We start from the raw sequence: 13224 nt of genomic DNA, 5'->3' as shown, positions 1-13224 counted from the left end.
TTGGGATCGGCAAATCCACCGTTACCAGCTCGCCCATGCTAGCCCCTGGCTCCCGACTTGCCCGGATCGCCCCTATTGCCCGCCTTGCCCCGCGCGCCGCGGCGGATTATCGGTGCCGGATCCGGTTACCGAGTGGTGCGTTCTCCGCCATTGACCGCCAGCACCTGACCGGTGACCTGCCGGGCCGCCGGGGAGGCGAGGTAGTGCACGGCGGCGGCGATATCTTCGGGAACACCGGGCCGGCGGGTGTGGGTCGCGGCGATGAGCGATTCGCGGCGCTGGTCGGTCAACTTGTCGCGGAAGAACTCGGTGTCGGAGATGTAGCCGGGGGCAACGACATTCGCGGTGATGCCGCGCGGTCCGAGTTCTGCGGACAGTTGCGTGTTCCATGAGGCGAGCCCGGCCTTGGCCGCGCCGTAGGCGCCCGCGCCCTTGTCCGCGGCGATCGAGCCGATGTTTACCACAGCGCCCGTGCTGGCCAGTCGGTCGCACAGTGCCGTGGTCATCAACACCGCGCTGATCAAATTGGCGTCCAAGTTGGCCCGCCAGGCTTCGGCCAGACTCTTCAGGTCGGCCGGTGCCGCCGAGTCGAAGTCGGTGTTGCCGCCGGCGTTGTTGACCAGCACGTCGATCTCGCGGGGGAGTTGGTCGACCAGTGCTTCGATCTGCGCCGGATCGGTGGCGTCGCAGACGCGTGCCGTGACGCCGAGTTCCGCGGCTGTCGCGTGTAGCGGCTCGGCCCGACGGCCGGTGATCACCACCGAATCGCCCTCGGCCGCGAAAATGCGCGCGATCGCCCGGCCGATTCCGGTGGCTCCGCCGGTCACTACGATGTTCCGTCCCATGTCGGTCTCCCTCATCGAGTACATTTAGACCTAAACATAGACTTCATTTAGGTCTAAACGCAACCGAGGAGTGGCATGGACGACAACGATCCGGTGGACGCTATCGCGCTGGCGTGGCTCCGCGAACGGCCGGGCACTCCGGTCGATGGCATCGGCGTCGTGACGCGAATATGGCATCTGGCCAAGGCCTTTGGCGACGACCGACGGCGGGTGCTCGCCGCCGAGGGCGCCGACGCGGCCACCCTCGACCTACTGAGCGTGCTGCGCCGCAGCGGCTCGCCATACCGATTGACCACCCGCGAACTCAAAGAACGCACCATGCTTACCGCAGGGGCGATCTCCCAGCGGGTTGCCCGCGCCGAAGCGGAGGGCCTGGTCACCAGGACGACCCTCGACGACGGTTCGCGTGGCGTGGTCGTCGCGCTCACTCCGGCCGGGCACGCGGTGGTTGAACGACTGGTCGACCAAGTGCTCGGCCGCGAGCTCGACCTGCTCTCCAGTCTGACCGCCGAGCAGCAGGCCAACCTGACCGACCTGCTCCGCATCCTGCATCAGGACCTGATGTCGCGCCTCGGGCTGGGCAAGATCATCCAGGTCGGTTCGGCAGATACCTGAGTGTTCGAAAGCGCGCGTCAATTTCGATGAAAGTCGACATGCGTTCCGTCGGAGCTGGTGTCGTCGCCGGCGATCGATGTTCCGGTAATCGTCAGTACCCAGGTGTTGTTCGCGCACGATCCGTAGGTGACGGCGGCGTCTACGTAGACGAGAGTCGAATTGCGCTTGGCCTCAGACCAGTTCGCGCCGCAAGCGCGACCAGGGATGTCCATCTTCGCCTTTACCGGCGCATCCTGCGACACCTGAAGAGTTGCCGGATACGTTCGGCCATCGCTCGTCGTCCATGTGCCGGACCATGATCCGCTGATTTCGAGTGCCAAGGTGAACTCGAGGTAGTTATCACCCGTGAATTCCCCGATGATTCCGGTGATATTGGCAAGCAGCTGGCTGGGCAGGGTCGTGAAGAGGGAGACGGCGACGCTCATCCGGTGCAGCACTCGGTGCGCGTCTTGGTTGCCGACGGCGGCCTCGGCGCCGGTGAGCCCGCATTGGGCCAAATCGCCGAGCGCCTTGGTGAATCCGGCGGTGTCGGACTTGTTCGGGGTGGTCCAGCTTTGATACAGCGCGACAAGGCAGTCGTAGCCCGCCTTGCTGGTCTGAAACGCCGCGACCAGCGCGTCGCCGTCGGCGCCGAGCATGTCGAGACCGGCGAGGATCGTTTCCAGTTGCAGCGCAGCGGGATCGACGTCGAGGTGCACCTGTGCCGACGCTGTTCCAGGCGGAAAGAGCAGCGTGCCTGTGCTTTTCGGAGTCAGCAAGCCGGATCGGTGATCGAAGGAGTCGTGCAGGGCAACCGCGAGCTGTTCGGCGCCCGGCAAGGGCTGGGTATTGGTGAACTTCCCGGCCGGAGTGGCGGCAACCCGGTAGTACTGGGCAGAGTTCGAGGTGAGGTCGACGGCTATGCCGGCGCCGGTGTCGCGCAGGCACGCGCCGACCACGCCCGGTTTGCTGGGAACCAAGGTGAGTTTGTTCGTGCCGACGGTGATGTCGCTCTTGCCTTTACACGGCGAATCGAGACTGCCTGCCACCGTCTGCCAGGTTTGCCTGGCGGCCCGATCGAGGGCGGCCCCCACGTCGACGAGCTTGACCTGGAAGTTACTGAGATGATCGGTGGTGGTGGTCAGCGTCTTCGACGCCGTGTCCCAATTCGACAGCAGCAGATCGGGTTTCGACTTGTCGCCACCCTGCTCGACCGCGATCACCGGACGGACCGAATCGGTGAACTTGCTGTAAAGGTCTGGGCTGCCCGACAGATCGAACTTCAAGGTGACCGGTTTGCCCGGCTGCGCGCCGTTGCCGAGCACGAACTCGACCGGTGGTGCCGCACCGACCTCGACGCCGAACGCCTTTGCGGAAGGCGGCGCCGCCGACATGATCAGGTGCGTACCGACATCGGCGACACCGGTCGGCGCGGTGGCGGTGACACCGATCGAGCCGACCTTCCCGCTGACGGTCACACCGGAGGCGTTGACCGATCCGCTCGCCACCTGGGAGGTAGGCGTAGCGGACACCGTCGACGAACGCAGATCAGGTCCACCGCCGCAGCCCGAAGCAGCCAGCGCGACCGCCGCGATCACCAGCACCGGTGTCGAAGGGAAAGACCACCGTTCCTCGGCCATTGCGCATACCTCGATCGCGAACCGACGCGCCTCGAGCACTGGCCATTTGCCCAGCTACCGGCGCATCTCCGTTATTGTCGCGCCCAGCCCTTGCCAGCGCTGTCGGTCGTTCGGGCGACAGTTCCGCAGATGGGTCAGCGCAGGGCCAGAGCGAGGAAGAAGTCGACTCGGTCTTCGAGGCGGGACAGGTCGCGGGCGGTGAGTTCTTCGATGCGCTGGATACGGTACCGCAGGGTGTTGACGTGGACGTGCAGCAGATCGGCGCACTTGGTCCAGGAGCCGGAGACCTCGAGGAAGGTTTCCAGAGTGTGCACCAGATCGGCACGATTGTCCTGGTCGTAGGTGGTGAGCGGATCGAGCAGGCGCAGGCGGAACATGCGGCGGACCTCGTCGGGGACCGAGGCGAGCAGCAGCATGTGGGTGGCGAGTTCGTCGTGGCCGACGACGCTGGCGGGTTGCAGTCGGCCCGCGGCCATCCGGCGGGCGTAGCGGGCTTCTTCAACCGCGCCGCGCAGGCCCTCGCCGTCGACCACACCGCTGACACCGACCGATAGTCGACTGCCGCGCAGTCCAGGTTCCAAAGCGTTTACCGCACGGTTGATTTCGTCGATCACCGGAGTGTCCGGGCCTGCCGGAATCAGCGCGATAGCCTCGCCGTCCACCACGCCGGCGGCAGGCCTTCTGCCGAAAAGGATTTCGCGCAGCAGCACGCGCAACTCGCCGGGGCGCAGGGTGTCATCGGCGGCGGACGCGACGGCAATGTAGGTCTCCGCGGGTCCGAGACCGGTGAGTTCCAACCGCGAGATGATCTCGGTCGGTTTGGCGTCGGACACGATCAACTCGATGAGTTCCTGCGCGAGCCGACCCTCGGCGCTCTGCCGGTCGTCTTGCCGCGCGCGTTCCAGCGAGACGACGGCCGCGAGCTCGCCGGCCAGCGCGCGCCGTTCCTCTGGCCATTCGGTGTAGTCGCCCTCGAAGACGAGGAACCAGTCCGCGGCCCGCGATGTCCGATGCTCATCCACCGCGAACAGGGAAAACCGGCTGCCCTCGTGCAGAAACGCGACCGGCAGCCGACGGGCACTGAGAAACGCGGTGGTCACCTCGACCGGTGGTGGCGTGCCGGGCCCGGCCACCGCCCGTCCGGTCGACGACACCACCCAACATCGCATGCCGAGGTCGCGTTCGATGAGTTCGAGTACCGAACCGAGTCCGGCACCCGAGACGAGCTGACGGTGCCGGTCCAGGATCGCCGTCAGATCCGCCGCACGCCCGGTCGACAGGTTGCGGGTGATCTGCTCGGTGACCTGGGCGAACGCGACATTCTCCGGGACCCGAAACAGCGGAATCCGGTGTTTGCGGCAGGCCTCGACCACATCGGGCGGCGCACCCCCGTACCTGGCGTCACCGGCGGCCATCCCGGCCACCCCCGCCTGAGCCAGCGCTCGGACGAACACCTCGCTGTCGGCGGGGTCATGCCGCCACTGCATGCCGGTAAGCACAAGCTCGCCTCCGGACAGGTAGCGACCAGGATCGAGCATGTCCGTGGTCACCACCCAACGCACGAACCGGTCCAGCTCTTCCTCGCCGGTGACGAGCTCGAGCCCCAGGTCCGCCATGGTCAGCAGTGATCGAAGGCGCACGGTGCGAAGGCTAACAGTCGCACCCCTGGTGAACGCCCTTGGACATTCGCACAAAGAGTTGGGTGTGAACTGTCGCACAGTTCAGATTTCTCGTTTCTAGCTGCGGTGTTCCTCTGCGGGTGTACTTGCGGAACAGATTGGCGAACCCCGACAGGAGGTCAGATGGCAGGCGACATCGGATGGCTCAACGCATTGCCTCCGGACCAGGCCGAGCAGGAACTGCTGAGCTGCTGCGCGTCCAGGCAGTGGGCGCAGAAGGTGGCGGCCTCCCGGCCCTACCCCGATGCCGCGAGCGCCACCGCCGCCGCCGTTGCCGCGGTGTGCGAGCTGAGTTGGCCGGAGGTGGCGGAGGCGCTGTCGGCGCATCCGCGCATCGGCGACCGGGCCAAGGCGGAGCTGTCCGAGCGGGAGGCGGCGTGGTCGCGCGGCGAACAGTCCGGTGCCGCGACCGCCGATGCCGCGGTGCGTGCCGAGCTCGCCGCAGGCAACCTGGCCTACGAGGAACAATTCGGCCACGTCTTCCTGATCCGCGCGACCGGCCGCAGCGCCGAGGAGATGCTCACCGAGCTGCGCAAGCGGCTGGCCAATACGGGGCTCGACGAACGCATCAAGGTACAGAGCGAACTCGCCGACATCACCCGCCTGCGCGTGCGAAAGCTGCTGGGGGACAGGTGAGTCTGTCCACCCACGTGCTGAACGCGGTCACCGGCCGCCCCGCCGCGGGGCTGCGGGTGCAGCTGTCGCGGGCCGACGGCACCGTGCTCGCCGAGCGACACACCGACGACGACGGCCGCATCAAAGACCTGCCCGCGCCCGAATCCGGCACGCACCGGCTGACTTTCGACACCGGCGAGATCAGCCCCTTCTACCCCTCGGTCGCCATCGACTTCACCGTCGCCGACCCGGTCGCGCACTATCACGTGCCGCTGCTGCTCAGTCCGTATTCCTACTCCACCTATCGAGGTAGCTGAACAATGTCGATCAAGCTCGGACCGAACCGATATGGCAAAGCGGAGACCCACGTCGTCAGTGTGACGAAAAACGGTGGCGTGCACGAGATCCGGGACCTCAATGTCGGCGTCGCCCTCTCCGGAGACATGGATGACGTGCACCTCACCGGCGACAACGGCGCGGTGCTGACCACCGACACGCAGAAGAACACCGTCTTCGCGTTTGCCAAGGAGCACGGCATCACCTCGCCCGAGGCGTTCGGTGTGCTGCTGGCCCGGCATTTCGTCGATTCGCAGCCCACCATCCATCACGCGCGGGTGAGCGTCGAGGAATACGCCTGGGAGCGCATCGTGCTCGACGCGAGCACCGACCAGCACTCGTTCGTTCGCTCCGGCCAGGAGGTTCGCACCGCGCGAGTGCACTACGACGGCGAAAACGCTTGTGTTGTTGCGGGTTTGGCGGGCCTGGTGGTGCTGAACTCCACCGGTTCGGAGTTCCACGGCTACCTGAAGGACAAGTACACGACGCTGAAGGAAGCGTACGACCGCGTCCTCGCTACCGAGGTCAACGCGGAGTGGCGCTTCGTCGGCGAGCCGAGCGACTGGGACAAGACCTACCGCGAGGCCAAGCGCGCGCTGCTGGAGGCGTTCGCCGAAACCTACAGTTACTCGCTGCAGCAGACCCTGTACGCGATGGGCGAGCGCGTGCTCAACACCTGCCCGGAGGTCGGTGAGGTCCGGTTGTCGCTGCCCAACAAGCACCATTTCGTCGTCGACCTGTCCGCCTTCGGACTGGAGAACGACAACGAGGTGTTCTACGCCGCCGACCGCCCATACGGCCTGATCGAAGGCACCGTGCTGCGCGAGGACGCGCCCGCCGCCGGGCCTGCGTGGGAGTGACAATGGATTTTCTACGACCCACCTCGTGGGCGGACGCCCTGGAAATCAAGGCAGCCCGCCCGGACGCCACCCCCATTCAGGGCGGCACCGACATGATGGTCGAACTCAACTTCGACAAGGGCCGCCCGAGCGCCCTGCTCGACCTGAACCCGTGCCGAGAGCTGTTCGACTACCAGGAGATCGACGGCAAGATCCGCATCGGCTCCGGCGTGCCGTACGTCCGGATCATCAACCGGCTCGGCGGGCAGCTGCCCGGCCTGGCCCAGGCCTCCCGCACGGTCGGTTCGCCGCAGATCCGTAACCGTGGCACCGTCGGCGGCAACCTCGGGGGTGCCTCCCCGGCGGGCGACGCGCATCCGGCGCTGCTCGCGGGCAACGCGGTGGTCGAGGTCGCGTCGGCGGCCCGCGGCACCAGGATGATTCCGATCGACGATTTCTACATCTGGGTGCGCAAGAACGCACTCGAGGCCGACGAGCTGATCAGCGCGGTCTGGCTGCCGCCTGCCGAAGGTCCGCAGTACTTTTCGAAGGTCGGCACCCGCAACGCCATGGTGATCGCGGTGTGTTCGTTTGCCATCGCGCTGTACCCGAGCAACGGAACGGCGCGCACCGGCATCGGCTCGTCCGGCCCGACGCCACTGCGCGCTCAGCCCGCCGAGGAATTCTTGGCCGCCCAGCTGCCGTGGCACGACCCGGCGCCGCTCACCGATCGGGTGCTGCGCGAATTCGGCGCGCTCGTCTCGGCCGCCGCCAAGCCGATCGATGACGTCCGTGGCACCGCGGATTACCGCAAACACGCCCTGTCGGTGCTGGCGCGCCGCACCCTGGGCTGGGCATGGACGGACTACCTAGCAGAAAGGAAGGCAGCCTGATGCGGGTGACCTTCGACGTGAACGGCTCCACGGAGACCGTCGACGATGTGTGGGAGGGCGAGAGCCTGCTCTACATGCTGCGCGAGCGGATGGGCCTGCCCGGCTCCAAGAACGCCTGCGAGCAAGGTGAATGTGGTTCCTGCACGGTCTATTTGAACGGCACGCCGGTGTGCTCCTGCCTGGTGGCGGCCGGTCAGGCCGAGGGGTGCTCGGTACGGACCGTCGAAGGTCTGGCGCAGGGCACGAAGCTGGATCCGATGCAGCAGGCGTTCGTCGAAGCGGGCGCGGTCCAGTGTGGTTTCTGCACACCGGGTCTCATCGTGCAAGCGCATGACCTGATCGAGCACAACCCCGATCCTTCCGATGTGGAGATCCGCGAGGCGCTGGCCGGAAACCTCTGCCGCTGCACCGGATACGAAAAGATCCTCGACGCCGTGCGGCTCGCGGCCCAGCGGAAGGCGACGGCGCAATGACCAAGACGATCATCGAAAACGCCTACATCGCGCCGGTGGTCGGCCCGGAGATCACCGCAGGCTACCTGGTGATCGCGAACGGCAGGATCGAATCCCTCGGCGCGGGGCCAGCACCTATCGTGCCCGACGCGCAACGCATCGACGGCACCGGTTGCCTGGTCACCCCAGGTCTGGTGAACACCCACCATCATCTCTATCAGTGGGCGAGCCAAGGCCTGTTCCAGGACTCGACGCTGTTCGAATGGCTGACCGGGCTCTACCGGCTCTGGGCGGGCATGGATGCCGACGTCGTATATGGCGCGGCCGCAGCGGGATTGGGCTGGCTCGCACTGACCGGCTGCACCACCAGCAGCGATCATCACTACGTCTTCCCGAAGGGCCGCGGCGACCTGTTCGACGCCGAGGTACGGGCCGCGCACGAGCTCGGCATCCGGTTCCATCCGTGCCGCGGCTCGATGGACCGCGGCCAGTCCGACGGTGGCCTGCCGCCGGACGAGGTGGTCGAGGATCGCGACGAGATCCTGCTGAACACCTCGGAAACCATTGACAAGTACCACGATCCGTCGTTCGACTCGATGCTGCGGGTGGCCGTCGCACCCTGCTCGCCGTTCTCGGTGAGCGAGGGCCTGATGACCGACGCCGCGCTGCTGGCACGCACCAAGAACGTCCGGCTGCACACCCATCTCGCCGAGACGCTCGACGAGGAAGAGCACTGCCGCGAGCAGATGGGTTGCACCCCGGTCGAATACATGGAGAAGCTCGGCTGGCTCGGCGAGGACGTCTGGTTCGCGCACGCTGTGCACCTGCACGACGCCGACATCCGCCGCTTCGCCGAAACCGGCACCGGCTCGGCGCACTGCCCGAGTTCTAACGCTCGCCTCGGTGCCGGAATCGCCCGCGTCTCCGAGCTTTTGCGGGCCGGTGCGCCGGTCGGTCTCGGTGTCGACGGCGCGGCGTCGAGCGAGTTGACCTCCATGGCGGGGGAGATGCGCCAGGCCATGATGTTCCAGCGGGCTGTGCACGGACCCACCGCACTCACCGCCCGTCAGGCGCTGCAGATCGGAACCCTCGGCGGTGCACACAATCTCGGCCGCCAGCAGGAAATCGGCAGCCTGGAGGTCGGCAAGCTCGCGGATATCGCGATGTGGCGGGTGGACGGATTCCGGGCTGCGGTGGAAGACCCGGTGTGCGCGCTGGTTTTCGGGCCGACGCCGCCACTGGCCAGGCTGATTGTCGGCGGTCGCACGGTTGTCGAGAACGACGAACTGCGCACAGTCGCGCACGACGCGGTCGGCCGGGCGGGCGCCGCGGCTCGCTTACGTCTCATGCGGGGGCAGGCATGAGCGCGTCGCGCAGCTGTGCCAACTCCCACCGGCGAGAGGAGAAGTGATGACCACCGCACGCACCACGCGATTTCCGGGTGAGGTCGCCGCACCGGGCAAGGGCGGCATCGGCGAAAGCCCGCTGCGCCCGGACGGCAACCTGAAGGTCAAGGGCGAGTTCGCCTATGCCTCCGACCTGTGGATGGACGGAATGCTGTGGGGCGCTACGCTGCGCAGCCCGCATCCGCGCGCCCGCATTGTCAGCATCGACATCAGCCAGGCGCTCGCGCTGCCCGGCGTGCACGCGGTGCTCACCCACGAGGACGTGCCGGGCCGCAACGTCTTCGGCCTCGACATGACCTGGGACCAGCCGGTCCTGGCCATCGGCGAGGTCCGCCACCACGGTGAGCCGATCGCGCTCGTCGCCGCGGACCACCCCGAGATCGCACGCCGCGCGATCGAGGTGATCGCCATCGAATGGGAGGTGTTGACGCCCATCACCGACCCGCTCGCGGTGATCGCCGACCCCGAAGCCAACAAGGTGCAGGAGCGTGGCGGCATCGCCAGGCACCAACCCGTCCGGGTCGGCGATATCGCGGTCGGCCGTGCACTGTCTGATGCGGTGGTGACCGGCGACTACGAGGTCGGCATCCAGGACCAGGCGTTCCTCGGCCCCGAGGCGGGCCTGGTGGCGCCGGGCGAGGACGGCGGGCTCGACTTCTACGTCGCCACCCAATGGATGCACAACGACCTCGAACAGATCGGACCCTGCCTCGGCCTGTCCGAGGACAAGATCCGGATGACCCTGGCGGGCGTCGGCGGCGCGTTCGGCGGCCGAGAGGACCTGTCGATGCAGATCCACGCGGGCATGCTCGCGCTGTACACCGGCAAGCCGATCAAGATGATCTACAACCGCGAGGAGTCCTTCTTCGGGCACGTGCACCGGCATCCGGCGAAGATGCGCTACGAGTACGGCGTGACCCGGGCCGGGAAGATCGTCTTCGCCGAGGTGCAGATCGTGCTCGACGGCGGCGCCTACACCTCGGCCACGCTCAATGTCACCGGCAACGCGTCGTCACTCGCGGTGGGCCCGTACGAGATTCCGCACATCAAGATCGACGCGTACGGGGTGTACACCAACAACCCGCCCTGCGGTGCGATGCGCGGATTCGGCGCGGTGCAGGCCTGTTTCGCGCACGAGTCGATGATGGACAAGGTCGCCGAGGTGCTCGACCTCGACCCGGTCCACGTCCGTCAGGTCAACGCGGTCTCGCAGGGATCGAAGCTGGCCACCGGACAGATCGTGCACGCGCCGATGCCGATGGCCCAGATGCTCGGTCAGGCCCGCGACATGCCGTTGCCCGCATCGCTGGACGCCACCGACATCCGGAACCTGCCCGGCGGCGTCTCGCAAACCACGCACGGCGAGGGCGTCGTGCGCGGCATCGGCTACGGCGTCGGCATCAAGAACATCTGCTTCTCCGAAGGCTTCGACGACTACTCGACCGCCCGCGTGCGGCTGGAAGTCATCGGCGGCGAACCTGTCGCGCTGGTGCACACCGCCGCGGCCGAGGTCGGCCAGGGACTGGTCACCGTCGAGGCGCAGATCGCGCGCACCGAACTCGGCATCGAGCGGGTCACCATCCACCCGGCAGACAACCAGGTCGGCAGCGCCGGTTCCTCCTCGGCGTCCCGGCAGACCTTCATGACCGGCGGTGCGGTGAAAGCCGCGTGCGAGGCGATACGGATGCGCGTACTCGCCCTCGCCCAAGGACGTATCGGCGCAACCCGCGGCCTCCAACTGGTCGGCGGCAAGGTGGTCTCGCACGACGGCGAGGTCTATGCCGCGATCGTCGACCTGCTCGGTGACGAAATCATTGAGGAGACAAGGGAATACCATCACAAGCCGACCACCGGCATGGATCCGGTGACCGGCCAGGGCAACAGCCACACCCAGCTCGCCCTATGCGTTCATCGGGCCGTGGTGGATGTCGACACCGAACTCGGCCTGGTCAAGGTCGTCTCCCTGGACGCCGTCCAGGACGTAGGAAAGATCATGAACCGCTTGTCGCTGGAGGGCCAGATCCACGGCGGCTCCACCCAGGGTCTCGGCCTCGCGGTCATGGAAGAAATTCAAGTCCGCGACGGAAAGGTGCTCAACCCGTCCTTCACCGACTATCTGATACCCACGATTCTCGATACGCCGCCACAGCGGCTGGAGATTCTCGAAAACGCCGACCCGCACGCCCCATACGGGCTGCGCGGCGCCGGAGAGCCACCCACGCTCTCCTCGACTCCCGCGATCGTCTCGGCCATTCGGGACGCATGCCGATCCGCAGGAGGAACCGTGCACATCAACCGAGTGCCGGTGCGTCCGGAAGACATCATCCGGAGCAGTTGATCAACAGGGGTTGTGCCTCGTGTTCCCACACGTCTCCACGACACAGCACAGACCCCACAACAGCAGAACCGAACCACGCGACCCGGCCACAATGGCCGGTTCGTAGGTCGGCCATGCCCCGAGGAGGGCAACGCCATGACCCAAGTCCAGACCCACTCCTCCGTCCCGGAGCCGGTCACCGGAAGGTCCCCACTCGACCGATATTTCCGGTTGAGTGCACGCAAGACCACCGTCTCCCGCGAAATACGCGGCGGTATCACCACTTTCGTAGCGATGGCCTACGTTATCCTGCTCGTCCCGCTGATCATCGGCGGGGTACAGGATATCGACGGCAACAGCCTGAGCATCGCACAACTCACCACCGCGACCGCGTTCTCGGCCGGGCTCAGCACCATTCTGATGGGTCTCGTCGGCAACGTTCCGCTCGCCCTGGCCGCCGGCCTCGGTGTCGTTCCGGTAGTCGCCTTCCAGGCGGCTCCGCACATGACCTGGCCCCAGACCATGGGCCTGGTGGTGCTGATGGGCGTGATCATCGTGATCCTGGCCGCTACCGGCCTGCGAACGATGATCATCAACGCTATCCCGCTGTCGCTGAAGAATGCCATCGGCGTCGGGATCGGCATGTTCATCGCAATGATCGGCCTGGTGTCCGCAGGGGTGGTCGGCCATGGTTCGCAGACCGGACCACCGGTCACGCTCGGCGTCGCCGGTCACCTTTCCGGTTGGCCCGTAGTGATATTCGCCGTCGGACTGCTGCTCATGCTCGCGCTGTTCATCCGCAAGGTGCCCGGCGCCATCCTGATCAGCATCGCCATCGCGACGGTGCTCGCCATCGCGGTCAACTCGCTGGCGAAGATCGATCCGAAGACGTGGGGGCCGGTGGTTCCGGAGACGCCGAAGGGTTTCTTCGCCGCACCGGACTTCGGGTTGCTGCTGAATATCGACCTGATCGGCGGATTCGCCAGGGCGGGTGGGCTCGTCGCGGGCGTCGTGCTGTTCACCCTGGTGCTCACCGGCTTCTTCGACGCCATGGGCACCGTGTTCGGGGTGTGTGACGAGGCAGGACTGCTCGACGAGCGCGGCACCATGCCCGGTCTCGGCAAGGTGCTGACCATCGACGGTGTCGCACAGGTGATCGGCGGCATCAGCGGCGGCGCGGGCAACACCGTGTACGTCGAATCCGCGACGGGCGTCGGTGAGGGCGCGCGTACCGGACTGGCCAGCATGATGACCGGTGGATTGTTCTGTCTTGCAGTGCTGTTCACCCCGCTCGCCGCCGTGGTGCCGATCCAAGCGGCCGCACCGGCACTCGTGCTGGTCGGTGCGCTGATGATGACCCAGGCCCGCAAGATCGACTGGGCCGACCTGGAAGTCGCGGTTCCCGCCTTCCTCACGATCGTGCTGATGCCGTTCACCTACTCGATAACCAACGGTGTCGGTGCGGGCGTCATCGCTTTCGTGGTGATCAAGGCGGCGCGCGGCAAATTCAGTGAAATCCACTGGCTGATGTGGGTTGTCGGCGTCGTATTCGCCGGCTACTTCGGCATCACGGCGATCGAACTACTGCTCGGCGGATAGAACGGCGGA

General features: G+C 66.6%; 12 protein-coding genes. 9 read left to right on the top strand and 3 right to left on the bottom strand.

The annotated features are described in order from the left end of the window. Nucleotides 1–125: 125 nt before the first annotated feature. Nucleotides 126–845, bottom strand: coding sequence for an SDR family NAD(P)-dependent oxidoreductase (locus ACIBCN_RS39455; protein ID WP_396997330.1), 720 nt, complete (start codon nucleotides 843–845; stop codon nucleotides 126–128). Between the two features lie 75 nt (nucleotides 846–920). Here ACIBCN_RS39455 and ACIBCN_RS39450 point away from each other — a divergent pair, with 75 nt between their 5' ends. Then, the gene (locus ACIBCN_RS39450; RefSeq protein ID WP_396997328.1) at nucleotides 921–1460 is read left to right on the top strand and encodes a MarR family winged helix-turn-helix transcriptional regulator; all 540 of its coding nucleotides are present in this window, start codon (nucleotides 921–923) and stop codon (nucleotides 1458–1460) included. A 17-nt stretch (nucleotides 1461–1477) separates the two neighbouring features. Here ACIBCN_RS39450 and ACIBCN_RS39445 read toward each other — a convergent pair whose 3' ends face one another. After that, nucleotides 1478–3079, bottom strand: coding sequence for a hypothetical protein (locus tag ACIBCN_RS39445; protein WP_396997326.1), 1602 nt, complete (start codon nucleotides 3077–3079; stop codon nucleotides 1478–1480). Between the two features lie 134 nt (nucleotides 3080–3213). Further along, nucleotides 3214–4719: a PucR family transcriptional regulator gene (locus ACIBCN_RS39440; RefSeq protein ID WP_396997324.1), complete on the bottom strand. Its 1506-nt coding sequence runs from the start codon at nucleotides 4717–4719 to the stop codon at nucleotides 3214–3216. 162 nt (nucleotides 4720–4881) lie between these two features. On the opposite strand from ACIBCN_RS39440, the gene uraD reads away from it, so the two are divergent. From uraD to ACIBCN_RS39400, 8 genes are all read left to right on the top strand, one after another. Next, nucleotides 4882–5394 (top strand): 2-oxo-4-hydroxy-4-carboxy-5-ureidoimidazoline decarboxylase, encoded by a 513-nt coding sequence (gene uraD, locus ACIBCN_RS39435; protein WP_396997322.1) that lies wholly within the window; start codon nucleotides 4882–4884, stop codon nucleotides 5392–5394. Continuing rightward, nucleotides 5391–5690, top strand: coding sequence for a hydroxyisourate hydrolase (gene uraH, locus ACIBCN_RS39430; RefSeq protein ID WP_396997320.1), 300 nt, complete (start codon nucleotides 5391–5393; stop codon nucleotides 5688–5690). The genes uraD and uraH overlap by 4 nt, the downstream gene beginning before the upstream one ends. Nucleotides 5691–5693: 3 nt before the next feature. Continuing rightward, on the top strand, nucleotides 5694–6569 hold the full coding sequence (pucL, locus tag ACIBCN_RS39425; RefSeq protein ID WP_396997318.1) for a factor-independent urate hydroxylase: 876 nt from the start codon (nucleotides 5694–5696) through the stop codon (nucleotides 6567–6569). A gap of 2 nt (nucleotides 6570–6571) precedes the next feature. Continuing rightward, nucleotides 6572–7441: an FAD binding domain-containing protein gene (locus tag ACIBCN_RS39420; protein ID WP_396997316.1), complete on the top strand. Its 870-nt coding sequence runs from the start codon at nucleotides 6572–6574 to the stop codon at nucleotides 7439–7441. Continuing rightward, a complete protein-coding gene (locus ACIBCN_RS39415; protein ID WP_396997314.1) occupies nucleotides 7441–7914 on the top strand; it encodes a (2Fe-2S)-binding protein in 474 nt (157 codons plus the stop codon). Before ACIBCN_RS39420 ends, ACIBCN_RS39415 begins: the two co-directional genes overlap by 1 nt. Next, on the top strand, nucleotides 7911–9257 hold the full coding sequence (locus ACIBCN_RS39410) for an 8-oxoguanine deaminase (protein WP_396997313.1): 1347 nt from the start codon (nucleotides 7911–7913) through the stop codon (nucleotides 9255–9257). Before ACIBCN_RS39415 ends, ACIBCN_RS39410 begins: the two co-directional genes overlap by 4 nt. A 46-nt stretch (nucleotides 9258–9303) precedes the next feature. Next, nucleotides 9304–11637: a xanthine dehydrogenase family protein molybdopterin-binding subunit gene (locus ACIBCN_RS39405; protein WP_396997311.1), complete on the top strand. Its 2334-nt coding sequence runs from the start codon at nucleotides 9304–9306 to the stop codon at nucleotides 11635–11637. 135 nt (nucleotides 11638–11772) lie between these two features. Beyond that, nucleotides 11773–13215: an NCS2 family permease gene (locus ACIBCN_RS39400; RefSeq protein ID WP_396997309.1), complete on the top strand. Its 1443-nt coding sequence runs from the start codon at nucleotides 11773–11775 to the stop codon at nucleotides 13213–13215. Nucleotides 13216–13224: the final 9 nt, after the last annotated feature.

Source organism: Nocardia sp. NPDC051052, assembly GCF_044456045.1.
Classification (GTDB): domain Bacteria; phylum Actinomycetota; class Actinomycetes; order Mycobacteriales; family Mycobacteriaceae; genus Nocardia.
Note: the sequence above shows the minus strand (reverse complement) of the source record. Positions and strands in the feature narration are given on the sequence as shown.